Source organism: Neobacillus camarae (assembly GCF_054950115.1).
The window spans coordinates 271,335-295,416 of record NZ_JBUCKX010000002.1; the positions used below are offsets into that span (position 1 = coordinate 271,335).

Consider the following 24,082-nt stretch of genomic DNA (forward strand, 5'->3'; position numbering starts at 1 on the left):
GGAAGCTTTCCTTGGTGGTGCTGGACAATTCTCAAAGACTAGAAATAAATTCTAATAGTGTAAAAAAGGTATTGGGGAATGTGTCCCAATACCTTTTTTCATTTAGCGTGGCGCATATGTCCCTAGGTTAGGGCCCGCGACATATGGATATTCGTACTCAATTTCCTCGGCAAAGGTAATGTAATCGACGGCCACCATTGGAATCAAATACCTGGTGCCAGATTGCGGGTCACTCAGGATGACATGGTCTCTGCCTGCCGCTTCAATAATGCCGGTGAATTCCTTGGAGTTCCATTGCGTGCTGCCTTCAAAGGTCGCAAACAAATGAACAAGCTTGCCTTTGTTTAACCGCAAGATATTCTCGATGTACGATTGCTCAATCGGAAGCATGCCAGGCACTTGGCTGGCGGCCCCGCCTGTAGGAGAACCCGTAGACCCAAAACCAGCCGTGCCTGACGGCGGGAATTGTGGAAATCCGGTTGTTTGCTGAGGATACATACCTGCGGCGCCAATCGGTCCTCCCATAGAACCTACCGTCGGCTGGCCTGCCTGCTGCCCTGCTGCCCCGCCTGTAAAAGGCTGCATACCTTGGGGATTGTAAAATTGGTTCATTTTTTTCCCTCCTAAAAAATGAATAAATGAATCAATGGCCCAACAATGTATTCATACTCCCGGAAATGCAAATGGTGACGGTTTGAAAGAAATTTTCTCACCTCACTTGCGAGGGGGAAATTTTCAAAGATTCGCTGTTTAAATAGTATGAAGGGAGGGAGTCATATATGCCATTATTCATTGCGTGGGAAAGTAAAAAGTTCCCAGGGGTGCTGGGAACTTTTTTAAAAAATATTAAACATGAAGGAATTGCGTCACCCGTTCTTCTTCTAAAAGGCTGCCGACAAAGAAAGAACCAAACTCGCCGTAGCGGGCGCTGACTTCATCAAAACGCATTTCATAAACGAGCTTTTTGAACTGCAGGACATCTTCAGCAAACAAAGTGACGCCCCACTCGTAATCATCGAAACCGACTGAGCCAGTGATGATTTGTTTGACTTTCCCGGCATAGGAACGGCCAATCATCCCGTGGCTGCGCATTAAACTGCGGCGCTCTTCCATCGGCAGCATGTACCAGTTGTCATTGCCCTCGCGGCGCTTGTCCATTGGGTAAAAACAAACATATTTGGCTTTCGGAAGAATCGGGTACAGGCGCGAACGGACATGAGGATTTTGATAAGGATCCTCTTTGGAATCGGATGGCAGATAGTTACTCAATTCCACTACGGAAACATAGGAATGGGCTGGAACCGTAAATTCTGCCAATTTGGATTTATTAAATTCAGTTTCAATCTCATTCAATTCTTCCATCGTCGGACGGAGAATCATCATCATGAAATCGGCCTTTTGGCCCACAATTGTATATAAAGCATGGCTGCCTTCATTGCTCTCTTGGGTGGTGTTCCATTTTTCAACCAATCCTAAAAATTCATGGATGGCGGCTTGGCGCTCGTCACTTGGGAGCATCTTCCAAGTGGTCCAGTCAACGGTCCGGAAGTCATGCAGACAATACCAGCCATCAAGTGTTTGTGCGGCTTCGCTCATTATAATCACTCCTATGTAATTATTCTTCTTAAATATCATACCAACTATAACATAGTTTGACCAACAGATGCCTTTATGAAACTCCCGTTCACGTCGAAAAATGTCAGTCAACGGATATTCTTCTTTAAAAATGAGAATAGTAACAGAGTGAGAGAAATTTTTGCAATTGATTGACTTTTTGTTGTAAACGCTGTCTGTGACTTTGTTTGCTTGAAATTTTAGCATGGTAAAGTATCCTAATAGAGGAGCATTATTTAGGAGGGTTACATAGTGAGTGATTTATTCGAAGGATTGAAGCAGAAAATTTCCGGCCGCGACCTGCGGATTGTATTTCCGGAAGGTTTGGACGAGCGGATTGTCAAAGCCTGCGGCCGCTTGGCTGAAGAAAAATTAATCACGCCAATCTTGATTGGCAATATGGAGCAAGTTCAGGCCAAAGCTAGCGAGCTTGGGGTTTCCTTGGAAAATGCTGAGATTTATGATCCGGCAAGCTATGCGGGAATGGATGAAATGGTAGCCGCGTTTGTGGAGCGCCGCAAAGGAAAAGCAACCGAAGAGGATGCCCGCAAAATGCTGCTCGATGAAAACTACTTTGGCACAATGCTTGTTTATCTAAACCAAGCAAACGGTTTGGTCAGCGGCGCGGCTCATTCAACCGCTGATACGGTACGCCCGGCATTGCAAATCATCAAAACCAAGCAAGGCGTGAAGAAAACTTCAGGCGTGTTTATCATGGTTCGCGAGGACGAGAAGTATGTGTTCGCCGATTGCGCAATCAATATTACGCCAGACAGCTTAGATTTGGCTGAGATTGCCATTGAAAGTGCCAAAACCGCGCAAATGTTTGATATCGACCCGCGTGTGGCCATGTTGAGCTTTTCAACAAAGGGTTCTGCGAAATCACCTGAGACAGAAAAAGTGGAAGAAGCTGTGGCAGAGGCAAAACGCCGCGACCCTGAGCTAGTGCTTGATGGCGAATTCCAATTTGACGCAGCGTTTGTTCCGTCTGTTGCAAAAAGCAAGGCACCTGGTTCCGTGATTCAAGGGGATGCCAACGTGTTCATCTTCCCTAGCTTGGAAGCTGGAAATATTGGCTATAAAATCGCTCAGCGCTTAGGCGGCTTTGAAGCGGTCGGCCCGATTTTACAAGGTTTGAACCGTCCGGTGAACGACCTGTCCCGCGGCTGTAATGAAGAAGATGTGTACAAGCTGGCGTTAATTACTGCGGCACAAGGTTTATAATGTATTTTGGGGAGCTGGTTCCGTTGGGGAGCCGGCTCTTTTTGCACTTTTGCGGAATCTTTGGTAAAGTCCGCGGAATCCGGAGGTAAACAAGCGGAGTCGGCATTAGGAATGCTGGCTCTAGCTCCCTCGAGTAGAAAGTCACAAGCTGTTTTTGATAAAATAAACCTATCAAATTGTACGAGGAGTTATTAAAATGGAAAGTTTATTGCGCCAGCCTGAATGGCGGATTATGGACCAATCCTCCGTCGGGCCGCATTTTCAGGCATTACAGTCATTTGGAATCGATGATACGTTGTGTGCCTCGGTGGGGTCGGGCCTCGCTCCGGCCACCGCTCGCACTTGGGTCCATCACAACACGATCGTTCTTGGAATCCAGGATACCAAGCTGCCATTTTTACAAGACGGCTTGAAATTTTTAAAAGCGGAGGGCTGGCAGCCAATTGTCAGAAACTCCGGCGGGCTGGCCGTGGTGCTAGATGAGGGGGTTCTTAATCTATCGCTGATCTTGCCAGAATCGGAAAAAGGCATCGATATAAATCGCGGCTATGATACGATGTGGCTGTTAATCCGGCAGATGTTTGCCGATTTCCCCCAGGAGATTGAGGCACGGGAAATTGTCGGGTCGTACTGTCCAGGCAGCTATGATCTTAGCATCGGAGGGAAAAAGTTTGCTGGCATCTCGCAGCGGAGGCTAAAGAAAGGGGTGGCCGTGCAGATTTATCTTTGTGTCAATGGCAGCGGAGCGGAACGGGCGGAACTGGTCCGGGAATTTTACCATCTCGCCAAACGGGAGCAGGATACCAAATTTGAATACCCGGAAATCGAGCCCGAAGTGATGGCATCATTATCAGATCTGCTTGGTGTCCCGTTCACCATCGGCGACGTCATGCTCCGGCTGTTAACCCAGCTGAAAGCTAATAGCGATCGTCTTTACGCCGGCCAGCTGAACGAAACGGAACTTGAGCTGTTACCGGGCTATTATCAACGAATCGTGGACCGAAATGAGAAATTCTTGTAATGTCCCAAACATCAAAAAGCCGCAAATCTTGTGATTTACGGCTCTTTTGGTAGGATGCTGTTAGAGTCTCCTCTGTTTCCCTGCCCGTTATTCTGCTACCTTTTCCAGGTTTCCATTGCGGTCCATTTTGAATTTGGTGGCAGGTCTTTCTTCTTCTTCAAACAGGACGAGTTTGCGGGCGCGGTTCATGATTTTCATTAAGGTCTCGTAATCTTCCTGCATGGTTTCGGAGTTTTCTTCGAGGCTCTTGACTTTCTCGTCCAGTACTTCATTTTGTTTCTTCAGGTCAGCAATTTCCCGCTTCAATCTTTCATTCTCGGTTTTTAATACTTCATTTTGCAGATTGGAATGTTTGAAGTTTTCCAAGAAGGCAATCACGCTGTCCATCGTCAAACCAGATGTGGAAACGACCGGACGATATACTTGTACGGTAGGCTGTACAAAGGTTTCTTCCGCCATTTCGGTGCTCAAGTCGACGCTTTCCAGCATTTCTCCTGATTCTGGTACCAGTTCCAGTTCCAATTCGGTTTGAATTGGCAGTGCTTCCAAATCAGACGCTTGTGGTGCAGGTGGCTGGTACAGCAGTTTTTTCTTTCCGCCTTGGTCCCTTCCCAGGATTCTTTGTCGTTGTTTCCGCTGCTTTTTGGCCAGAGCCAATGCTTTTTCATATTGATGGCGGACGACGGCATTCCATCGGAACCCACAGGCGGCGGAGGTGCGGTTGAGCTTGTCCCCCACTTCCTCAAACGCGTTCAGCTGGGTGCTTCCTTCCCTCACATGACGGAGGACCGTTTCAGCCAAAAGCAGGTCATTTTCTTCTGTCCATGCATCTTGACGTACTTTCATTTCTTTCATCTCCCTAACTAATTTTCAAATAATTGGCCAGAACAGATTTCTGACTAAATTTTTAAAAAGTTCTAGTCTTATGATGGACAAGTTTGGGAGGCTTTATACCAAATTGGTTAAAAGGATAATAGATTTTTTTATGTTTTAGAAAATTATAGTTTCATACCCGTGTTATATTAATACACTCAATGGATTGCTAAAGATTGCAACTTGATTTACCCCATGAGAAACTGTAAAATACCTAAGGAGTTAAAACGGCCAATATTTTTCAATATCGCTTTTTTAAAAATAGATGAAAGTCCGCCAACTTGGTGGGTTACACTTATGATAAATAGATTGACCTTAGAAAGGGTTGTACCAAATGTCCAATGAATTTCGCGTTTGCGACGATTGCCAGGCGGTGAATTTAAAGACATTGATCCCTCGATTGAAAGAAATCGATCCGGATGCCGAAATCAAAATTGGCTGCCAGTCTTATTGCGGACCTGGCCGGAAAAAGACCTTTGCCTTCGTGAATAACCGTCCATTAGCCGCACTGACCGAAGAAGAACTAATGGAAAAAGTCAACAAAAAATTAAAAAAGGCAGATGCGCCAGTCTAACGGCTAAAGCTGTCTAACGAATCACCTTCCGGCACCACTAAAAGGTGATTTTTTCTTTGGTCCCACGGTTGGGAAGTGTCTGCGGGAATTGTGTTGGCTTCGATATTTGTCCAGCTCCAGCGCCCTAGCGCCTAGTGTCCTTCGCTCTCCGCCCTACGATAAGTCAACATCGAATCGCTCCGCTCTTCGTGTTTCCTCTATCTCGGTTGGAGCGCTCCACAAGGAAGGCATCGACAGCATAAACATCGCACGAACAAAAAGCGTTAGCTTTTTGGAGGAGGCCATACGGCGCTGCTCAGGGCGCTTGCGCTTTTCTTAATTGTCGAAAAATGCTGTGGAATTTTGCTGAACTGTGGGCCGGTTTTGGGATATAATAGAAAAAAAGTGCTTGGTGATTAGCAGCGGATTGTCACAGAATCCGGCGTTGACCGGGTAAAGGAAAAGGAAGAGGAAATGCATGGTTTATGCGGCAGAAAAACTAAGCGAAGAGAAAGTATTTAAAGACCCCGTCCATCGCTATGTCCATGTTCGTGACCGCGTGATTTGGGATTTGATCGGAACCAAGGAATTTCAGCGTTTGCGGCGGATTAAACAGCTGGGCACGACGTTTTTAACCTTCCACGGGGCGGAACACAGCCGGTTTAACCACTCACTTGGCGTGTATGAAATCGTCCGCAGAATTATTGACGACGTGTTTGCCGGCAGGCCGGAATGGAACGACGAAGACCGCCTGCTCACGCTTTGTGCGGCCCTGCTTCACGACCTCGGACACGGCCCGTTTTCCCATGCGTTTGAAAAAATATTTGATCTCGACCATGAGGAATTCACCCGGAAGATTATTTTAGGAAACACAGAAGTGAACCGGGTTCTCGCACGGGTTGGGGCTGATTTTCCCAAAAAAGTCGCCGAAGTGATCGCGAAAACATCGGAGAAAAAACTGGTCGTCAGCATGATTTCGAGTCAAATCGATGCCGACCGGATGGACTATTTGCAGCGGGATGCTTATTTTACCGGGGTGAGCTACGGCCAGTTTGATATGGAACGGATTTTGCGCGTGATGCGGCCGCGGGAAGACCAAGTCGTGATTAAAAAAAGCGGCATGCACGCGGTCGAGGATTACATCATGAGCCGTTATCAAATGTACTGGCAAGTGTACTTCCACCCGGTATCCCGCAGCGCAGAGGTGATTTTGACGAAAATCCTCCACCGCGCGAAGCAGCTATACAAGGAAAACTACACGTTCAAATACGAACTGGTGCATTTTACGTCTTTGTTCCGCGAACAAGTGACATTGGAAGACTATTTAAAGTTGGATGAATCGGTAATCATGTACTATTTTCAAATCTGGCAGGAAGAGAATGATCCGATTTTGAGCGATCTGTGCAAGCGGTTTGTCAATCGGAATCTGTTTAAGTATGCGGAGTTTGACCCGGCTCGTGAATATAAAAAGCTGGCCCAATTGACCTCACTGTTTGCGAAAGCCGGATTAGACCCTGAATATTACTTGGTGGTCGATTCCTCCTCCGATCTTCCATATGATTTTTACCGTCCAGGCGAGGAAGAAGAGCGGCTGCCGATTCATTTACTGATGAAAAGCGGCGAGTTGCGGGAGCTGTCGCGTGAATCGGAGATTGTCGACGCGATTTCCGGAAAAAGAAGAACCGACCATAAGCTGTACTACCCGGCTGATTTTATATACGACGACACAACGGAAGCTGAATGGAAAAGGCAGATACGGAGCCTATTAGAATAGAGATTGTGAAAGTACTGAGGGGGATGACAAACATTGCTAAATGACCATGCGAAGCTGATGCAGGCAATAATGGTGTCCGGAGAAATTGTTGGCAGAAAAAAGCTGCAAAAGATGATTTATATTGCGAAAAAAATAGACTTTCCGTTCCAGGACCGGTTCCAATTCCATTTTTACGGCCCTTACTCAGAGGAGCTGACGACTCGTGTCGAGGAGTTGTGCAATATGGGCTTTCTCAATGAAGTCAAGGAAAAGAAGGGCGGTTATTATCAGTACCGCTACACATTGACAGAAGAAGGCAAGGAGTTTTTGAGCCTGAATCAAGTGGAAATGCCCCATCTGGAGAACATTTTAACGGATATGAACGGTCAGAATGCTAGATTCCTTGAGCTGGTGTCAACGGTATTGTATTTTGATAATCTTTCAAAGGAAGAAGTGGCCGACAAGGTGTTTACCTTAAAGAGCAGCCAGCGCTATACGCTCGAAGAGATTGAACAGGCCTATCAATATATTGAGGCATTGAAAGGCAAGACGGCAACTGTAGAAGTGAACTAACTTTAACGGACGCTTGGACCTGATAGGGGTCCGGCGTTTTTTTTGTGGAATAAACCATTTACTAATTTTTCCAAAAATCTGATATCATAGAACTATGAGGTTAAGATTAGGGGGATATTGCAATGATAATAGGAGCAATCGCGGTTTGTATACCAATTGTAGCGATTTTGACGGCCCATTTTCAGAAGCTGGCCAAGGTAAAAGCAGAAATGCTCAAGGATCAGCTGGAGCTCGAGCGGCTGAAACAACAAAACTATCTGATTGAAACAGAGAAGATGAAACTGGAACTGCAAAAAATGACCCTGGACCAGCCCAAGAATGAGTTTAAGTTTTAAGCTCTGTTCATTGTTGATTTTCAAGTAGGTATGGGAATTCATAGACGGAGAATTTCCGGCTAATGTATATAGCGGAGCATAAATAACAGATATAAGCGGAGGTATTCCGATTAGCTTCTCTAAAAAGGTCAAAATCCAAAGATTTGGATCATATAAACGGAAAAACTTCCTTTATTTTCAGGGAAATATGGGTATTTCCCGATTTAAACGGAATTTTGCCGTTTATTTTTCAAAACAGTGAAATCTTCGATCAGATATATCTGAGCCAAGTTATATGTGCGGGAGGACAAAAAGAGTGTGAACGGGCGAAGTTCACACTCTTTTATAGGGTAGATTATTTGTCGCTTGCCCTGACGCCGGCAACCGCATAATGGTTTTTGGACATTTCCTCAATAAACACCGTAATTTTTTCCTTTGGTGCGCCCGTTGTCTCGCTGACCGCATCGGTTACTTTTTCAACAAGTGCCCGCTTCTGGTCGTCGGTACGGCCCTCTAACATTTTCACTGTCACATATGGCATGATAAATCCCCTCCTTGATTGAATGGCATGAGACTTCTGGCGATGAACTAGTATGTATGCCCAAGCCTCTGCTTTCCTCTGTAGTGTTCCACAAAAGACGGAAAAGTGCAATAACCGGCAGCACATATATTTTCTTTTTAGAACGGTAATCATGTATACTGAAAGAAAAGCGCAGGCGCCTGGTTAGCGTCGCAAATTGGAACCAGCCAGCGTTAGTGGGAGCTTGAACTAAAAAGATAGACAAAAGAACAAGAGAGAATCCATTTCGGGAAGGAGAAACCAAATGGAACAATTTTTAGTATACCCGATTAGATTGATTCCTTATGTCGCGATCACGTTGATATTTGCATTCACGTTTCACGAATTTGCCCATGCCTTTATGGCGTATAAATTTGGGGATATGACCGCCAAAAACCAAGGGCGGCTGACATTAAATCCAGTGAAACATCTTGACCTGATTGGCACAATCTTAATTTTTGTTGCCGGCTTTGGCTGGGCTCGTCCGGTACCGGTAAACCGGTTTTTCTTTAAAAGACCAAGGCTCGCAGGTGTCCTGGTTTCCGTCGCGGGACCGTTGTCCAATCTGGTTTTGGCCTGTATCGGCCTGACCGTTGGGTATGCATCAGAAAAATACGGAATCCTAACTTCAGATACTTTTTCAATATTTATCACTGTATTTATCAATCTTAATGTCATGTTGTTTATATTTAACTTACTCCCATTGCCGCCGCTCGATGGCTACCGAATTATTGAAGATTTAGTTCCCAATCATATCAGGGCAAAATTAACACAGTATGAACAGTACGGGACTTTGATTTTCTTAATATTAGTGATAACACCGTTAAGCCGTTACACGATTGGGCCATTTTTTGATATCGTGATTCCGTGGTTCAAATATGGGTTAAGTACTTTTTTCTACTCTTTATTTTATTAGGAGGTTTTAAGCGTCAATGGAAGAAAAAAAGAAAAAACTCGGATTTAATATTATCAAGCCGGAAGACCCGATGAAGGGCCATAAAGGCTATGGAGCGGGTGTCCTGAGCTTGGACAATATCTCGCCAGTTATCATCGATGTAGAGGCCGGAGAAGCGGAGATTGATGTCGGCGCGATGCATGCCCGCAGTGCCGTGGAAAAGGGAATCAAGTTCTTGCCGAACCAGGAAGACGTTCCTAACGGCAAACCATATTGGCTCGTTTGGGTGACGATTGACCGCGTCGAGCAGGGGCCTTATTACGCCGGCGTAACGGCCTGCTACATGACGGTCGACCGCTCCATCCGCCGCGGCTACAAGTCGCTTCCGGAGCACGTCAACCGGATGGATAAGTCGCTCAAGCGCCAGATCATGGTCGACCATATGGATGAAAAATCGAAGCGGATATTGGCTGAGTTTTTACAGAATCATAATGAGGAACTTTGGAACAACTCGACAGACGAACTGAAAAAAGGACTGCTCGGAGAGTGAAAATTTTTTTACGAAAATAAACAAGTCCAATTACTTGTAGTTTTACAAAAACATGGTACTATATAAGCAGTGTGAAAGCACTGTAAAACTAGGACAGGAAAAAGCTCCGGAGAATTCTCCGGAGCTTTTTCCGTTATTATAGCAGCAATATAGTTATCCCCATGGGAATACCCGCTTGTACCATGGAATCATCTTATCCTTGTCAGGTTTGACCTTTGATTTATCGTTATGGTCACGGATATGCTCGGTGCAATAGTCGGTCGGCTCTGTGCCTTTTTCGAAATAGGTGAAGCGCCGGATCGGACAATCCTTCGTGGCCAGCTTGCCATTTGCCGGGTCGACATAAACGCCGATGACCCCAGCCTTTGGCGGCTTGAACGACTTGACCGGCTTGCCGTCGAGGGCTTCCTCCATGAAATGGGCCCAAACGTTTTTGGCATAGGTTTTGTCTGTTGAGGCTTCAAGCGGCTTGTTTTTGTCAAAGCCAGCCCACACCGCGGTCACGAGCTGCGGCGAATAGCCGATCATCCAACTGTCGGTTTCAGTTGAACCGGATTTGCCGGCATACGGCCTTGTTAATGTATCAAGGATGGTGCTGCCCGTAACACTGGCATAGCCGTTCAGCTTCGGGTCAAACACGCCGGTCAGCATCTCGGTCATGACAAACGCTTTTGCCTCATCCAAGACCCGCTCGGACTCGGGTTTATTTTCATAAATCACATTGCCATTATAGTCCTCGACTTTGGTAATCAAGTCCGGGCTGACTTTTTTTCCGCCATTGGCCAGCAGGCTGTACGCATTGGCCATTTCGATGACCCTGACACCTGACGTGCCCAGGGCGAGCGATGGCACTTGTTCCATTTTGGTCGACAGCCCAAACCTCTTAGCTGTCTTAATCAAGGTGTCTTCGCCTAAAAACAAATGCGTTTTGACAGCAAAAATATTATCGGATACGGCGAGGGCTTGGGCAAGCGTGATTTCCCCGTCCGCGTATTTATTATTAAAATTATGCGGCGTATACTCGGATTGGCCATCGTCAAACTGGAACGTCGTGGATTCACTCCGCATCGTCGATGAGGGGGTGAAGCCGTGCTCGAGTGCCGCGTAGTACAGCAATGGTTTAATGGTAGACCCCGGCTGGCGGATGGCCTGAACGGCCCGGTTGAACGGACTTTTGTCATAGTCCCGGCCCCCAACCATGGCCTTCACTTGGCCGGTTTTCGGGTCCATGGCGACAAGGCCGATTTGGATTTCAGACGAGTCGGATGCATATTTTTGGACCTCGCGCTCCGCGGCCTTTTGCTGCTTCATATCCAGCGTCGTGTATACTTTGAGTCCGCCCAAGGCGATCGTGCGGTCATCCAGCCCGAGTTTGGTTTTGAGTGCGTTTTTGACGGCATCCTGAAAATAGGGAGCGACTTTTTCGCTTTTGACGGTGGGTTCGCCCGTTAAATGGAGCGGCTGCCGGGCCGCTTGCTCAGCTTTATTTTTTGATATATAACCGTTTTTGACCATGCTTTGTAAAATAATCTCCTGCCGGGCTTTGGCTTTTTCCATCGAATTGAATGGTGAATAGATGCCAGGACCCTTGGGGATTCCGGCCAGCATGCTAGCCTCGCTGAGCGTGAGCTTGGACGCTGGTTTCCCAAAGTAATACTTGCTGGCAGCTTCCGCACCGTACGTGCCATTGCCGTAGTAGATGGTATTTAAGTAGCCTTCTAGAATTTGCTTTTTCGGATAGCTCATTTCGAGGCGGATCGTGTAAAACGCCTCAAGCAGCTTGCGCTTCCATGTTTTATCGTGCTCGAGAAATAGGTTCCGCGCGTACTGCTGGGTGATGGTGCTGGCCCCCTGGACCTTCGCCATCGCCTTGATGTCGGCAAGCACCGCCCCTCCGACCCGTTTATAGTCAAAGCCGTGATGGTTGTAAAAATTTTTATCTTCAATGGAAATGGTTGCGTCGATTAAGTCCGGTGAAATGTTGTCAAGTTTGGCCCAATAGCGTTTTTGGCCATTGTTCGATTCACCGATCAAGGTTCCGTCGTCTGAGAAAAACAGTGTCGACTGCGGAACGGCCAATGGCGGCGCCCCTAGTATTTTGGCGTAGCCAAGGACGCCCATGATGAGTATGAACAGACAAATCATGCCAATCAAACTGATGAAAAAAAGTGCGCGCAAATATTTGACTGTCTTCCGGAACCCGTGATTCGTCATGATTTCCATGCTGTTCTCCCGCCCCTCTTTTGAGATGATTAGCACCCCGGCCGGCATTTGCTTTCCTTTCCGGCGGTATCTGGTCATTTTTAAAAATAAAGATAGTAATAGTATTGAAAAAAGAAGAGCGTTTTAAACACTTTTTGGATAAAAATCAAATATTTTTCTTAAATATTGCTAGACTTTTTTCTGTGTTTGTAATTCAATAGTTTGGGTAGTATAAAAGAAAAGCGGAAGCGCCCTGGTCAGCGCCGTATGGCACGGGCAGTACCTTTTCAAAATCGATACTGCCTGCATAACAAGCGGAAGCCCGGTCAGCGGTGTATGCCTAGAACTCTTCGTGTTCATTGTTTCATGCTTTAAAATCTGGAATGAAAGAGGGAAGACGAGTATGGGTGGACTTTGGTTTACTGAGAAGCAGACCGAAAACTTTGGCATTACGATGAAAGTGAATAAAACCTTACATACAGAGCAAACGGAGTTTCAGAAGCTGGATATGGTCGAAACAGAAGAATGGGGCAACATGCTGCTGCTGGACGGCATGGTCATGACGTCTGTCAGGGATGAGTTTGTCTATCACGAAATGGTTGCCCATGTTCCATTGTTCACACACCCCAACCCGGAGAACGTCCTGGTGGTCGGGGGCGGTGACGGCGGCGTTATCCGTGAAGTGCTGAAGCATCCGGAGGTCAAGAAGGCCACCCTTGTGGACATTGACGGGAAAGTCATCGAGTACTCGAAGAAATACCTGCCGGAGATTGCCGGCAAACTGGATGACCCGCGCGTCGACGTGCGTGTTGATGACGGGTTTATGCATATCGCCAAAAGCGACGGGGAATATGACGTCATTATGGTAGATTCCACTGAGCCAGTCGGCCCTGCGGTAAACCTTTTCACCAAAGGTTTCTATGCTGGAATCTCTAAAGCCTTAAAGGAAGACGGTTTGTTCGTGGCCCAGTCCGACAACCCATGGTTTAAGGCCGATTTGATCCGCAACGTCCAGCGTGATGTCCGTGAGATCTTCCCAATCACCCGCTTGTACCTGGCCAACATCCCGACCTACCCAAGCGGCCTATGGGCATTCACCATCGGATCCAAAAAATACGACCCGCTGGCAGTAACTTTCAACAGCTTCCACGAAATCGAAACCAAATACTACACCAAAGAAATACACAAAACAGCCTTTGTCTTACCTAAATTTGTAGAAGACTTAGTGAAATAAACGGGGAAACAGTCTACACTGCAGTAGTGCGGTAAAGCGATGGGGGACAGGCCCCCACCATGGTAAAGCGTTAAAGCAGTGGAGGGAAGGCCCCGAGAGGAGTTGGGTTTATGCGTTTTGAGGAGACGTATTCAGGGAATGTGTTTATTAAGAGTCATCCTGTGTTTGAGGAGAGCCGTGTGGTTCTTTATGGGATGCCGATGGATTGGACGGTTAGTTTCCGTCCGGGTTCACGGTTTGGTCCTACACGGATTCGCGAGGTGTCGCCTGGTCTGGAGGAGTATAGCCCGTACCTTGACCGTGAACTGGATGATGTAAAATACTTTGATGCAGGCGATATTCCGCTGCCGTTCGGCAATGCCCAGCGCAGCTTGGATATGATTGAAGAGTTTGTCGACCGGATTATTGATGCCGGCAAGTTTCCGCTTGGCATGGGCGGCGAGCACCTCGTGTCTTGGCCGGTCATGAAGGCGGTATATAAGAAATATCCCGATTTGGCGATCATCCATTTTGATGCGCATACGGATTTGCGCGAACAATATGAAGGCGAACCACTGTCGCACTCGACGCCAATCCGCAAGATTGCTGAGCACATCGGGCCAAAGAATGTTTATTCATTTGGCATCCGGTCCGGCATGAAGGAAGAGTTTCAGTGGGCGAAGGAAAACGGCATGCATATCAGCAAGTTTGAGGTCTTGGAGCCATTAAAAGAGGTTCTGCCGCAGCTGGCCGGCCGTCCGGTATACGTCACAATCGATATCGACGTGTTGGACCCGGCCCATGCGCCTGGAACCGGCACAGTCGATGCCGGCGGGATTACTTCGAAGGAGCTGTTGGCTTCAATCCACGCGATTGCTCGTTCCGAGGTCAATGTAGTCGGTGCTGACCTGGTCGAAGTGGCACCGGTTTGGGACCCGTCCGAACAAACCGTCAATACAGCCAGCAAAATGATCCGCGAAATGCTGCTTGGCTGGGTAAAATAAACAAGAAGCATAGAAGACTGGTGCCTGTCCTATAAACGGACAGGCACCTTTGCTTTACGCAGACTCTATGTATATAATGTGTAAGTATGCATGGACGGGCAATCGTCAATGATAGAGACATCATATAAATAGTAGAATGGCTGGATGGTTTAGACACTAGCGACCCTGGTGTTAACGAAAAAGCAAACAAACCGTCCCCATGGCACAGGAGGGGTTCTGCTTGGCATTGGCGGAAATTCCGGTGAAGATTAGTGTGAAGACAACCATTGACCAGGAAGAGACGATTGAGTTGATGGTGTTTGGCCGCTATTACCAAAAGGAAAAGGCGTCTTTCTTGCAGTATGAAGAAGCAATGGAAGCGGGCAGTGTCCGGACGATTGTGAAGATGACGCCGGATGAGGCATTGATTCTGCGCAGCGGTGCAGTGAAAATGCGGCTGCCGTTTACTCTGCAAAAGAAGCTTCGGGGCAGCTATGAAATGCCGTTTGGCGTATTTGAAACAACGACCAATACGAAAAGTTTGACCTTTACTTTTGAAAATGGCAAAGGCTTAATGGATATTTTATACGAATTCGCTATGCAGGGCGAACATGCCGGTACATATCATTTAGAAATCAGTTTTCAGGAGGACCGAACATGAATATTGTTGAACAAACGCAAAGCAAATTAAAGGAAGAGATTCGCGCCGCCGTGCTGAAGGCTGGGCTTGCAACAGAGGACCAGATTCCTGATGTGATCCTCGAAGTCCCTAAGGAAAAAGCGCACGGTGACTATTCTACGAACATGGCGATGCAGCTGGCCCGCGTGGCCAAAAAGGCGCCGCGCATGATTGCCGAAGCCATCATTGAAAACTTTGACCGCTCCAGAGCTTCTATTGAAAAAATGGAGATTGCCGGTCCTGGCTTTATTAACTTTTTTATGAACAACGGTTATCTGACAGACTTGATTCCAGCCATCCTTGAAGCCGGGGAAAAATACGGCACAACCAATGTCGGCGGCCAGCAAAAGGTCCAAGTCGAGTTCGTTTCGGCCAATCCGACCGGTGACCTTCACCTAGGACATGCCCGCGGTGCGGCGGTCGGCGACTCGCTGTGCAACATTTTGGACAAAGCAGGCTACGAAGTTTCCCGTGAATACTATATTAACGACGCTGGCAATCAAATTAACAATCTGGCACGTTCGGTCGAGGCCCGCTACTTCCAAGCCTTAGGTATGGAAAAAGACATGCCGGAAGACGGATATCATGGCGCAGATATCGTGGGAATCGGCAAAAAGCTGGCAGAGGAATACGGCGACAAATATGTAAACCAATCAGAAGAAGAACGGTTCGAGTTTTTCCGTGAATATGGCCTGAAGACGGAAATGGCCAAACTGCAGCGCGACCTTGAGGACTTCCGTGTCCGCTTTGATGTTTGGTTCTCCGAAACCTCATTATATAAAAATGGCCAAATTGACAAGGCACTGGAAGCACTTCGGAAAACGGGCTATATTTACGAGCAGGATGGGGCTACCTGGCTGCGGTCCACCGATTTTGGTGACGACAAAGACCGTGTGCTGATCAAGCAGGACGGCTCTTATACGTACTTGACTCCGGATATTGCTTATCATAAAAACAAACTGGACCGCGGTTTTGAAAAATTAATCAACATCTGGGGCGCGGACCATCATGGCTATATTCCAAGGATGAAGGCAGCCATTCAGGCGCTCGGTTATGACCGCGAGGCGCTCGAGGTGGAAATCATCCAGCTGGTTCACCTTTATAAGAACGGCGAGAAAATGAAGATGAGCAAGCGGACCGGAAAGGCCGTCACGATGCGGGATTTGGTCGATGAGGTCGGCCTCGATGCCACCCGTTACTTTTTCGCGATGCGCAGTTCCGATACCCACTTGGATTTTGATTTGGATTTGGCTGTGTCGCAGTCCAATGAAAACCCGGTTTACTACGCACAATATGCCCATGCCCGGATTTGTTCCATTTTGCGTTCTGGCGAAGAACAGGGTGTAAAGGCAGATAATAATGCTGATTTCTCATTGGTTGGGGCCGAAAAGGAAATAGATTTACTGAAAAAATTAGGCGAGTTCCCTGCGGCGGTCGGTGAGGCGGCTCTGAAGCGTGTGCCGCACCGAATCACCAACTATATCAATGAATTGGCAGCAGCGTTCCACAGCTTTTACAATGCTGAAAAGGTACTCGACCTCGAGCATCCGGAACGCACTAAGGCCCGCCTTGCGCTGGTAAAAGCGGTGCAAATTTCTCTGAAGAACGCCTTGGCGTTAATTGGGGTTTCTGCTCCGGAAAAAATGTAAGCTATTATGAAGCTCTCCCATTAGAAATGGGAGGGCTTTTTGCATGATATATGAAATGGGGATGGGTCCAAACTTAGCCTAACTACGCTAAAGGGTGATTTATCGGGAAAAAATCGAATATATCGGCAAAATTTTAAATATATCGGGAAAAAATCCAATATATCAGTAAAAAGTGAGCAAATATCGGGAAAAGCAAATGATGGGCTAAATGCGCCCAACCCAAAATAGCCCTCGAAAAGTTCCTAGAACATGAATACCATCCAAAAAAATGCAAATATTAGTAAAGACTTTTCAGTGAGGAGTGGACCGCACGCATGAATGTAGGAAGAGCAAAAGAAATCCTGGAATCTGCTGACATGATCAACGTGACCTATGAAGGAACACCCGTCATCATCCAGCACATAGACGAAGCCGCCAAAATGGCCCGCATCTACACAAGGAAAGACCCCGAAAACGAACAAGACGTCCCAGTACTATACCTCATCGAAGAATAAAACAAGTCTCCGAAACCAGCTCGGAGACTTTATTTTTTCGGGCATGTCCCCCGCCGCGTTAAAGCGTTACCTGAGTGGGGGACAGGCCCCCGCCGCTTTAAAGGGAGAAAGTCCTTTTATTTGATGGTGATGGCGCCGCCGCTGATGCGGGTGATGCCTCGGGTTTTGCTTAGGTCTTGGATGAGTTTTAGCAGGGCTTGGTCTTTGGCTTTGGCTTCGATCATGAAGTCGACGTCGCGGCCGATTTGTTTTAACAGTGTGATTAATGGCATGATGAATTCGGGGTCGACGAAGTCGGCGTGGGACCGGAATTCTTTCTCTGTCTTGGGCGATGAGATATGGATTTTCGGCACTAATTCAGGCCGCACCGCCCACGTCGCAAACACCCGCGGCAGCAGTTCTTCCAGCCCCGCTTCCGACAAATTGGCCATATGGTGATGGTAATCGAACATAAGCGGGATGCCCTCTTTTTCACACACCGCCAACGTTTCTTCCGTGGTGTACGTCTTATCATCATTCTCCAACGTCATAATCTTCTTAATCGGGGCAGGCAGTGACTTCAAATTTTGGTGAAACCGGGCCACCGCCTTTTCCTTGTCCCCATAAGCCCCGCCAATATGGATATTGATCAGGCTCTCCTGCACGATGCCCATCGCCTCCAGCATCCCGTAATGGTACTTCATGTCGCCCACCGCGTTCTCCGTAATCTTTTTCTGCGGTGAAGTGAACAGCGTAAACTGATTGGGGTGGAAACTCACCCGCAGGTTGTTTTTCCGCACCAACTCGCCCAGCTCCTGCCACTCCTCCCGGAACGGCGTCGTGAAATCCCAAAGCACCTCCGGATGGGTCGCCAGCGGGACAATCGAGCTTGAAAGCCGGTACAGTTCAATCTCGTGGGCTAAATTATAGTACAGCATCCGCCGGGTGTGATTGAGATTTTGCTTGGTTACCTCAAGCAGTTTCTCCGCACGTTCCTGCTCGCCCAGCTGCTTGTACCGGGTGAACGTCACCGTTTTGGCCGGTGAAGCATCCCACAGGCTGATGGCGTGGGAAACATAGCCGAAACGAATCTTCATGGGCATAGCCCCTTCCTATAAGAAAAAGGATAAAGCTCTGGCAATCACTTCTTTGACAGAACGGCTGAAATTCGGCCTATTGAGCGTCTTCAGCAGCATCGGCTTGGAGTCCTCGATGTCTTTCTTTAACACCCTCATGAGGCGTTCAATAAATCCGCTGTCATAGATATAGCAATTGATTTCTTTATTCAGAAATAAGCTCCGGTTATCAAAATTGGCCGTCCCCACATCGCAAACCTTGTCATCGACCACAATCACTTTTGCATGATAAAAACCGTTTTTGTATTGGTATACCTGAGCCCCTTCCCGAAGCAGGATCCGTAAAAACCGGTAGGAGGCCTCCTGGACCAACACATGGTCGGCCGTATAAGGCGTAATCACCGTAAGGCCGACCCCGCGCCGCAACGCTTCCCTCAGCTCGCTGAATAATTTTTTGCTGGGGATGAAATACGGGCTCCCGATGGTAATTTCCCGCTCGGCCTGGCGAATCAGCTTGATTTGCATAGGTTCCAGGTGGCCGGCCTCCGTCGGCATCAGCCGGTGGCGGATGCGGCCCTGCGGAAGCTTAGGAAAATAGGCCGCGTCCCGCTGCAAATTCTCTCCCGTGGCCAGCCGCCAATCAATGAAAAACTCACTCTGCAAAAAATTGACGCCCTCACCAGACATTTTCAAATGGTAGTCGCGCCACGGGCTAAGCTTTGGGTCCTGGTCAATGTATTCTTTGCCGATATTAAACCCGCCTAGGTAGCCGATTTTTCCATCAATAATGGAGATCTTCCGGTGGTTGCGCACTTGCGCCGTATAAAATAGAAACGGAAATCTGATCCGGTTGCAGTAGGAAAACCGGACTCCCGCCTGTTTCAAGGCTTGAATCTCAGATTTTTTTACCTTCAAGCCGCCGAGACGGTCTAACAGCAGCCGGACTTCGACACCCTGACCCGCCTTTTCTTTTAACAATGAAAAAAATTCCAGACTGAACGAGTCATTTTTGATAATATAAAATAGAACATGTACATGATGCTTGGCAGCACGGATTTCGTCAAAGTAGTCCGTGAACATTTTTTTCCCATGCGGAAGAATATCAAAGTCGCCATGAAGGATTGGGGTTTCGGTTTGGGGCGCGGAAGCAAGATGCTTCTTTTGTCCTAAGTTAAAATCCAAGCCAAGCCATATAATGAACAGAAGAATTAGTCCAATCAAAGCCATTGCCACATACATGGGAAACCATCCTCCAGTCTGTTGTAGTTTTTCCACGAAAAATCATTTCTATTAGTTTGAAAAAATGGTTTGACTGAATGCTCATTCATTTTTATAATATGGATAAGATGTTCAGAAAATTTTATATTTTCTACAACTTAAGTACAATTAGGGAGAGAAAAAGGAAAGGGGCGTTTCAGTGTGAATGGACTGTTATGGGTCAACCTTATTGCGTTTCTTGGTGTAACCGCTTACGCAATCAGCCTGTTCGTCTATGTTGTCAAAACTCGCATCGAGTACATTAAGCTTGGCAAAAAAGTGGAGTTCGACAACAATGTGAAAGCGCGGCTGGAGAAAATCTGGATCAACGTCTTCGGGCAAAAAAAGCTGCTTAAGGATAAGAAAAGCGGCGCTATGCACGTCATGTTCTTCTACGGCTTTATTTTAGTCCAATTCGGGGCCATCGATTTCATTTGGAAAGGTCTCGCGCCAGGGTCCCATCTGCCGCTCGGCCCGTTATATCCTGGCTTCACCTTCTTCCAAGAAATCGTCACCTTAATGATTTTAGTGGCCGTTATTTGGGCTTTCTACCGCCGCTATATTGAAAAATTAGTCCGGTTAAAGCGGAACTTCAAGTCAGGTCTGGTGTTAATTTTTATCGGCGGCTTGATGCTGTCCGTTTTATTAGGTAACGGAATGGGCCTCATCTGGCACGGTGAAGAGAGCTCTTGGACGGAGCCGGTGGCATCGTTGATCAGCACGATTTTCTCCGGTATGGGCGAAACGGCTGCGGTGTCCGTGTTCTATGTGGCCTGGTGGATTCACTTGCTGTTCTTGCTGTCATTCTTGGTTTACGTGCCGCAGTCCAAGCATGCTCACTTGATTGCCGGTCCGGCCAACGTTTATTTGAACCGGTTGGAAAAGCCGGGCAAATTGAAAAAAATTGATTTTGAAGATGAATCGCAAGAATCCTTCGGGGTTGGAAAAATTGAAGACTTTACCCAGCTGCAGCTGGTTGATTTTTACGCTTGCGTCGAGTGCGGCCGCTGTACTAGTATGTGCCCGGCCACCGGAACAGGCAAAATGCTGTCGCCGATGGACTTAATCGTAAAAATGCGCGACCACTTAACCAATTATGGAGCCGCTGTCACATCCAAACAGCCATGGGTGCCAACGTTTGCGTTTGCGGGCACGAAAGGCAACCAGCTGGCGATTGCCGCCGCCGGGCAAGGTGCGGAAGAAACGGCCGCTACTACAATCTATAATCCAAGCTTGATTGGCGATGTGATCACGGAAGAAGAGATTTGGGCCTGCACAACCTGCCGTAACTGTGAGGACCAATGTCCGGTCATGAACGAGCACGTCGACAAAATTATTGACCTGCGCCGCTATCTGGTTTTGACAGAAGGAAAAATGGATGCCGATGCCCAGCGCGCCATGACCAACATCGAGCGCCAGGGCAACCCGTGGGGCTTAAACCGCAAACAGCGTGAAGACTGGCGCGAGCTCCGCGAAGACGTGGAGATTAAAACGGTGAAGGAAATGAACAAGGCGGGCGAAGAGTTCGAATACCTCTTCTGGGTCGGTTCGATGGGTTCCTACGACAACCGTTCACAAAAAATTGCGCTATCCTTTGCCAAGTTGCTGAATGAAGCAGGCGTCAAGTTTGCCATCCTTGGCAACAAGGAGAAGAACTCCGGCGATACGGCCCGCCGTTTGGGCAACGAGTTCCTGTTCCAGGATTTGGCCGCGAAAAACATAGAAGAATTTGAAAAGGCGGAGATCAAGAAGATTGTCACGATTGACCCGCATGCTTATAATACGTTCAAAAATGAATACTCCGATTTCGGCCTGGAAGCACAAGTGTACCATCATACTGAAGTGCTCTACCAGCTGGTGAAGGAAGGACGGCTAGTGCCGAAGAATGAGGTTAAAGAAACCATCACATTCCATGATTCGTGTTACTTGGGCCGTTATAACGAGGTATATGACGCACCGCGGGAGATTTTAAAATCGATCCCTGGCGTGACGCTGGTGGAAATGGAACGGAACCGCGAAAAAGGCATGTGCTGCGGCGCCGGCGGCGGACTCATGTGGATGGAGGAAGGAACCGGCCACCGCATCAACGTCGCCCGAACCGAGCAGGCTTTGTCCGTCAACCCGACCGTTATCAGCTCCGGATGCCCATACTGCCTCACCATGCTGACCGATGGAACCAAAGCCAAAGAAGTCGAAGACAAAGTCTCCACCTATGATGTCGCAGAACTTTTAGAAAAAGCCGTCTGCGGATGAGCAAAAGAACTGGTGCCTGGCAGTCATTCTTGACCGCCAAGCACCTAACTAACAAGAATAGCAGAGTTGAATTTTTATCATCATAAAATTTGGAAAATTTTGTGTAAAACAATTCAACTTCTGCTATTATTCATGTAAAATAGAAATAAGATAAAACGCTTTCATTTACAGCTGACGTGGGCTGCCTAGAGGCCTGCGTTATTTTTGGGAAACTCGCCGAACGAGCGTTCAGTCAGGAAACATTTTTACAATAAAAATACTGAATATTGGGAAAAGGGAGAGTGGATCGAATGGGGAAAACGGTCATTTTAAGCGGGGTAAGGACGCCATTTGGCAAATTTGGCGGTGGATTAAGCAGCCTCAAAGCGGTGGAGCTTGGAGGTATTGCGATTAAAGAGGCATTAAAACGCGCCGATGTCAGGCCAGAAGATGTAGAAGAAGTGATTTTTGGAACGGTGCTGCAAGGCGGCCAGGGGCAAATCCCGTCGCGCCAAGCCTCCCGCCATGCTGGACTGCCTTGGGAAGTCAAAACCGAAACAATCAACAAGGTGTGCGCGTCCGGGATGCGCAGTGTCACGTTGGCAGACCAAATCATCCGCGCCGGCGACGGGGAAGTGATTGTCGCGGGCGGTATGGAATCGATGAGCCATGCGCCTTATATTCTGCCGAATGCCAGATGGGGGATGCGGATGAATGATGGGGCCGTCAAGGATTTAATGATTCATGATGGCTTAAGTTGCAGCTTTACCGGGGTCCATATGGGGACATATGGAAATTCGACAGCGGAGGATTTGGACATCAGCCGCCAAGCCCAGGATGAATGGGCCTATCGCAGCCATCAGCGGGCCATTGCTGCAATTGAAGCGGGTAAATTTGCTGAGGAGATCATTCGGGTAGAGGTGCCGCAGCGCAAAGGGGCTCCTGTCGTAGTGGAGCACGACGAGGCGCCTCGGAAGGACACATCACTCGAAAAATTGGCGAAGCTCGGGCCGGCATTTGGGGGCGGCACCATTACGGCAGGAAACGCGCCTGGGGTCAATGACGGGGCAGGAGCGATGGTGTTAATGAGCGAGGAGCGCGCCATCCGAGAAGGCCGCGGGATCGAAGCGGTCATCATTGGCCAGGCGGCGGTTGCTGTGGAAGCCAAGGATTTTCCGAAAACTCCCGGACTGGTCATCAATGAAATTTTACGAAAAACAGGCAAAACAGTAGAAGACATTGATTTGTTTGAAATCAACGAGGCATTCGCCGCGGTGGCACTGGCAAGCAAGCAGATTGCGGGTCTTGATCCGGAGAAGATCAATGTCAACGGCGGTGCGGTTGCCCTGGGCCATCCAATCGGTGCCAGTGGAGCGCGGATTATTATTACCTTAATACATGAGTTGAAACGGCGTGGCGGCGGAATTGGCATTGCGGCCATTTGCAGCGGCGGCGGCCAGGGTGACGCTGTTATGATTGAGGTGCCAAAAAGATAGGGGGACGGTGTGATGATGAAGGTAGAAAAAGTGATGGTAATCGGAGCGGGGCAAATGGGCTCGGGGATTGCCCAAGTTTGTGCCCAGGCGGGATATCAGGTGCTGCTTAACGATTTAAAACCGGAATTTGTCGAGCGCGGTTTGGGGGTCATCAACAAGAACCTGTCACGCAACGTGGAAAAGGGACGATTGACAGAGGAGCAAAAACAGCAGGTGTTGGACCGGTTAACGGCTTCCACGGACTTGAATGATGCGGGCGGAGTTGACCTTGTCATCGAAGCAGCGGTCGAAAATATGGACATCAAGGCCAAAATTTTTGCACAGTTGGATAGCATCGCACCGGAGCATGCGATTTTGGCGAGCAACACCTCGTCGCTGCCCATCACCGAGATTGCGGCATCCACCAAGCGTCCGGAAAAAGTCATCGGCATGCATTTTATGAATCCGGTACCGGTGATGAAGCTCGTGGAAATCATCCGCGGCTTGGCGACTTCCGATGAAGTGTACCAAGTGATCGAGGACATGACGAAAACACTGAACAAGGTGCCGGTGGAGGTCAATGACTTCCCAGGTTTCGTGTCGAACCGAATCTTGCTGCCGATGATTAATGAAGCGATTTTTACCTTATATGAGGGAGTAGCCACGAAGGAAGCGATTGACGAAGTCATGAAGCTTGGCATGAACCATCCGATGGGGCCGTTGACCTTGGCTGATTTTATCGGCTTAGATACCTGCCTTTACATTTTGGAAACCTTGCATGAAGGCTTCGGCGACGACAAATACCGTCCATGCCCGCTGTTGCGCAAATACGTGAAAGCCGGCTGGCTGGGCAAGAAAACGGGCCGCGGGTTCTATACCTACGAATAAGCTTGAGAAGTCCTCCAAAGGAGCGA

The 24,082-nt window shown here is 48.1% G+C and carries 23 protein-coding genes; 16 read left to right on the forward strand and 7 right to left on the reverse strand.

Annotated features, from left to right (window positions below; translation table 11 throughout):
* Window positions 1-102: 102 nt before the first annotated feature.
* Both gerQ and hemQ read right to left on the reverse strand, forming a co-directional pair.
* Complete coding sequence (gene gerQ / locus ACY8D0_RS09030; protein ID WP_462410184.1) at window positions 103-612, reverse strand: spore coat protein GerQ; 510 nt, start codon at window positions 610-612, stop codon at window positions 103-105.
* Between the two features lie 234 nt (window positions 613-846).
* A complete protein-coding gene (gene hemQ, locus ACY8D0_RS09035) occupies window positions 847-1,596 on the reverse strand; it encodes a hydrogen peroxide-dependent heme synthase (protein ID WP_462410185.1) in 750 nt (249 codons plus the stop codon).
* Between the two features lie 270 nt (window positions 1,597-1,866).
* On the opposite strand from hemQ, the gene pta reads away from it, so the two are divergent.
* A complete protein-coding gene (pta, locus tag ACY8D0_RS09040; RefSeq protein ID WP_462410186.1) occupies window positions 1,867-2,838 on the forward strand; it encodes a phosphate acetyltransferase in 972 nt (323 codons plus the stop codon).
* A 196-nt stretch (window positions 2,839-3,034) separates the two neighbouring features.
* Window positions 3,035-3,859, forward strand: coding sequence for an octanoyl-[GcvH]:protein N-octanoyltransferase (locus ACY8D0_RS09045; RefSeq protein WP_462410187.1), 825 nt, complete (start codon window positions 3,035-3,037; stop codon window positions 3,857-3,859).
* A gap of 87 nt (window positions 3,860-3,946) precedes the next feature.
* Here the strand turns inward: ACY8D0_RS09045 and ACY8D0_RS09050 are convergent, their stop codons facing one another.
* Window positions 3,947-4,705 (reverse strand): RsfA family transcriptional regulator, encoded by a 759-nt coding sequence (locus ACY8D0_RS09050; protein ID WP_462410188.1) that lies wholly within the window; start codon window positions 4,703-4,705, stop codon window positions 3,947-3,949.
* Between the two features lie 361 nt (window positions 4,706-5,066).
* On the opposite strand from ACY8D0_RS09050, the gene ACY8D0_RS09055 reads away from it, so the two are divergent.
* From ACY8D0_RS09055 to ACY8D0_RS09070, 4 genes are all read left to right on the forward strand, one after another.
* Window positions 5,067-5,306 (forward strand): YuzB family protein, encoded by a 240-nt coding sequence (locus ACY8D0_RS09055; protein ID WP_462410189.1) that lies wholly within the window; start codon window positions 5,067-5,069, stop codon window positions 5,304-5,306.
* 457 nt (window positions 5,307-5,763) lie between these two features.
* Entirely contained in the window at window positions 5,764-7,059 is a 1,296-nt protein-coding gene (locus ACY8D0_RS09060; protein WP_462410190.1) for an HD domain-containing protein, read from the forward strand.
* Window positions 7,060-7,092: 33 nt separating this feature from the next.
* Complete coding sequence (locus ACY8D0_RS09065; RefSeq protein ID WP_462410191.1) at window positions 7,093-7,611, forward strand: YwgA family protein; 519 nt, start codon at window positions 7,093-7,095, stop codon at window positions 7,609-7,611.
* A 122-nt stretch (window positions 7,612-7,733) separates the two neighbouring features.
* The gene (locus ACY8D0_RS09070; RefSeq protein ID WP_462410192.1) at window positions 7,734-7,946 is read left to right on the forward strand and encodes a hypothetical protein; all 213 of its coding nucleotides are present in this window, start codon (window positions 7,734-7,736) and stop codon (window positions 7,944-7,946) included.
* Window positions 7,947-8,280: 334 nt separating this feature from the next.
* On the opposite strand, the gene ACY8D0_RS09075 is transcribed toward ACY8D0_RS09070, so the two are convergent.
* Window positions 8,281-8,619 (reverse strand): 2-hydroxymuconate tautomerase, encoded by a 339-nt coding sequence (locus ACY8D0_RS09075; RefSeq protein WP_462410193.1) that lies wholly within the window; start codon window positions 8,617-8,619, stop codon window positions 8,281-8,283.
* A gap of 130 nt (window positions 8,620-8,749) precedes the next feature.
* On the opposite strand from ACY8D0_RS09075, the gene ACY8D0_RS09080 reads away from it, so the two are divergent.
* Window positions 8,750-9,400: a site-2 protease family protein gene (locus tag ACY8D0_RS09080; protein ID WP_462410194.1), complete on the forward strand. Its 651-nt coding sequence runs from the start codon at window positions 8,750-8,752 to the stop codon at window positions 9,398-9,400.
* Window positions 9,401-9,416: 16 nt separating this feature from the next.
* Window positions 9,417-9,929 carry a YwhD family protein gene (locus tag ACY8D0_RS09085; RefSeq protein WP_462410195.1) on the forward strand — a complete coding sequence of 171 codons (513 nt, stop codon included), beginning with the start codon at window positions 9,417-9,419 and terminating at the stop codon, window positions 9,927-9,929.
* 153 nt (window positions 9,930-10,082) lie between these two features.
* Here ACY8D0_RS09085 and ACY8D0_RS09090 read toward each other — a convergent pair whose 3' ends face one another.
* Window positions 10,083-12,152, reverse strand: a complete 2,070-nt coding sequence (locus ACY8D0_RS09090; RefSeq protein WP_462410196.1) for a transglycosylase domain-containing protein — start codon at window positions 12,150-12,152, stop codon at window positions 10,083-10,085.
* A gap of 382 nt (window positions 12,153-12,534) precedes the next feature.
* Here ACY8D0_RS09090 and speE point away from each other — a divergent pair, with 382 nt between their 5' ends.
* From speE to ACY8D0_RS09115, 5 genes are all read left to right on the forward strand, one after another.
* A complete protein-coding gene (speE, locus tag ACY8D0_RS09095) occupies window positions 12,535-13,365 on the forward strand; it encodes a spermidine synthase (RefSeq protein WP_462411332.1) in 831 nt (276 codons plus the stop codon).
* Window positions 13,366-13,475: 110 nt separating this feature from the next.
* Window positions 13,476-14,348: an agmatinase gene (speB, locus tag ACY8D0_RS09100; protein WP_462410197.1), complete on the forward strand. Its 873-nt coding sequence runs from the start codon at window positions 13,476-13,478 to the stop codon at window positions 14,346-14,348.
* 220 nt (window positions 14,349-14,568) lie between these two features.
* Window positions 14,569-14,988 (forward strand): YwiB family protein, encoded by a 420-nt coding sequence (locus ACY8D0_RS09105; RefSeq protein WP_462410198.1) that lies wholly within the window; start codon window positions 14,569-14,571, stop codon window positions 14,986-14,988.
* Window positions 14,985-16,655, forward strand: a complete 1,671-nt coding sequence (argS, locus tag ACY8D0_RS09110) for an arginine--tRNA ligase (RefSeq protein WP_462410199.1) — start codon at window positions 14,985-14,987, stop codon at window positions 16,653-16,655. The genes ACY8D0_RS09105 and argS overlap by 4 nt, the downstream gene beginning before the upstream one ends.
* Before the next feature lie 314 nt (window positions 16,656-16,969).
* Window positions 16,970-17,149 carry an H-type small acid-soluble spore protein gene (locus tag ACY8D0_RS09115; RefSeq protein ID WP_462410200.1) on the forward strand — a complete coding sequence of 60 codons (180 nt, stop codon included), beginning with the start codon at window positions 16,970-16,972 and terminating at the stop codon, window positions 17,147-17,149.
* Between the two features lie 116 nt (window positions 17,150-17,265).
* Here ACY8D0_RS09115 and uvsE read toward each other — a convergent pair whose 3' ends face one another.
* Together uvsE and cls are read right to left on the reverse strand one after the other, a co-directional pair.
* Window positions 17,266-18,225, reverse strand: coding sequence for a UV DNA damage repair endonuclease UvsE (gene uvsE, locus ACY8D0_RS09120; RefSeq protein WP_462410201.1), 960 nt, complete (start codon window positions 18,223-18,225; stop codon window positions 17,266-17,268).
* A 15-nt stretch (window positions 18,226-18,240) separates the two neighbouring features.
* Window positions 18,241-19,443, reverse strand: coding sequence for a cardiolipin synthase (cls, locus tag ACY8D0_RS09125; protein WP_462410202.1), 1,203 nt, complete (start codon window positions 19,441-19,443; stop codon window positions 18,241-18,243).
* Between the two features lie 180 nt (window positions 19,444-19,623).
* Between cls and ACY8D0_RS09130 the strand changes: the two genes are divergently transcribed.
* From ACY8D0_RS09130 to ACY8D0_RS09140, 3 genes are all read left to right on the forward strand, one after another.
* A complete protein-coding gene (locus tag ACY8D0_RS09130) occupies window positions 19,624-21,714 on the forward strand; it encodes a (Fe-S)-binding protein (RefSeq protein ID WP_462410203.1) in 2,091 nt (696 codons plus the stop codon).
* Between the two features lie 290 nt (window positions 21,715-22,004).
* Window positions 22,005-23,189, forward strand: a complete 1,185-nt coding sequence (locus ACY8D0_RS09135) for an acetyl-CoA C-acetyltransferase (protein WP_462410204.1) — start codon at window positions 22,005-22,007, stop codon at window positions 23,187-23,189.
* Window positions 23,190-23,204: 15 nt separating this feature from the next.
* A complete protein-coding gene (locus ACY8D0_RS09140; protein ID WP_462411333.1) occupies window positions 23,205-24,056 on the forward strand; it encodes a 3-hydroxybutyryl-CoA dehydrogenase in 852 nt (283 codons plus the stop codon).
* Window positions 24,057-24,082: the final 26 nt, after the last annotated feature.

Coding starts and splice junctions, on each gene's coding strand:
- ACY8D0_RS09050 (WP_462410188.1), bottom strand. CDS start 4,705: ATGAAAGTACGTCAAGATGCATGGACAGAAGAAAATGACCTGCTTTTG.
- hemQ (WP_462410185.1), bottom strand. CDS start 1,596: ATGAGCGAAGCCGCACAAACACTTGATGGCTGGTATTGTCTGCATGAC.
- ACY8D0_RS09140 (WP_462411333.1), top strand. CDS start 23,205: ATGAAGGTAGAAAAAGTGATGGTAATCGGAGCGGGGCAAATGGGCTCG.
- ACY8D0_RS09135 (WP_462410204.1), top strand. CDS start 22,005: ATGGGGAAAACGGTCATTTTAAGCGGGGTAAGGACGCCATTTGGCAAA.
- speE (WP_462411332.1), top strand. CDS start 12,535: ATGGGTGGACTTTGGTTTACTGAGAAGCAGACCGAAAACTTTGGCATT.
- ACY8D0_RS09115 (WP_462410200.1), top strand. CDS start 16,970: ATGAATGTAGGAAGAGCAAAAGAAATCCTGGAATCTGCTGACATGATC.
- ACY8D0_RS09085 (WP_462410195.1), top strand. CDS start 9,417: ATGGAAGAAAAAAAGAAAAAACTCGGATTTAATATTATCAAGCCGGAA.
- ACY8D0_RS09075 (WP_462410193.1), bottom strand. CDS start 8,619: ATGATTACCGTTCTAAAAAGAAAATATATGTGCTGCCGGTTATTGCAC.
- ACY8D0_RS09070 (WP_462410192.1), top strand. CDS start 7,734: ATGATAATAGGAGCAATCGCGGTTTGTATACCAATTGTAGCGATTTTG.
- ACY8D0_RS09055 (WP_462410189.1), top strand. CDS start 5,067: ATGTCCAATGAATTTCGCGTTTGCGACGATTGCCAGGCGGTGAATTTA.
- ACY8D0_RS09090 (WP_462410196.1), bottom strand. CDS start 12,152: ATGGAAATCATGACGAATCACGGGTTCCGGAAGACAGTCAAATATTTG.
- argS (WP_462410199.1), top strand. CDS start 14,985: ATGAATATTGTTGAACAAACGCAAAGCAAATTAAAGGAAGAGATTCGC.
- cls (WP_462410202.1), bottom strand. CDS start 19,443: ATGTATGTGGCAATGGCTTTGATTGGACTAATTCTTCTGTTCATTATA.
- ACY8D0_RS09080 (WP_462410194.1), top strand. CDS start 8,750: ATGGAACAATTTTTAGTATACCCGATTAGATTGATTCCTTATGTCGCG.
- gerQ (WP_462410184.1), bottom strand. CDS start 612: ATGAACCAATTTTACAATCCCCAAGGTATGCAGCCTTTTACAGGCGGG.
- ACY8D0_RS09045 (WP_462410187.1), top strand. CDS start 3,035: ATGGAAAGTTTATTGCGCCAGCCTGAATGGCGGATTATGGACCAATCC.
- uvsE (WP_462410201.1), bottom strand. CDS start 18,225: ATGAAGATTCGTTTCGGCTATGTTTCCCACGCCATCAGCCTGTGGGAT.
- ACY8D0_RS09060 (WP_462410190.1), top strand. CDS start 5,764: ATGGTTTATGCGGCAGAAAAACTAAGCGAAGAGAAAGTATTTAAAGAC.
- speB (WP_462410197.1), top strand. CDS start 13,476: ATGCGTTTTGAGGAGACGTATTCAGGGAATGTGTTTATTAAGAGTCAT.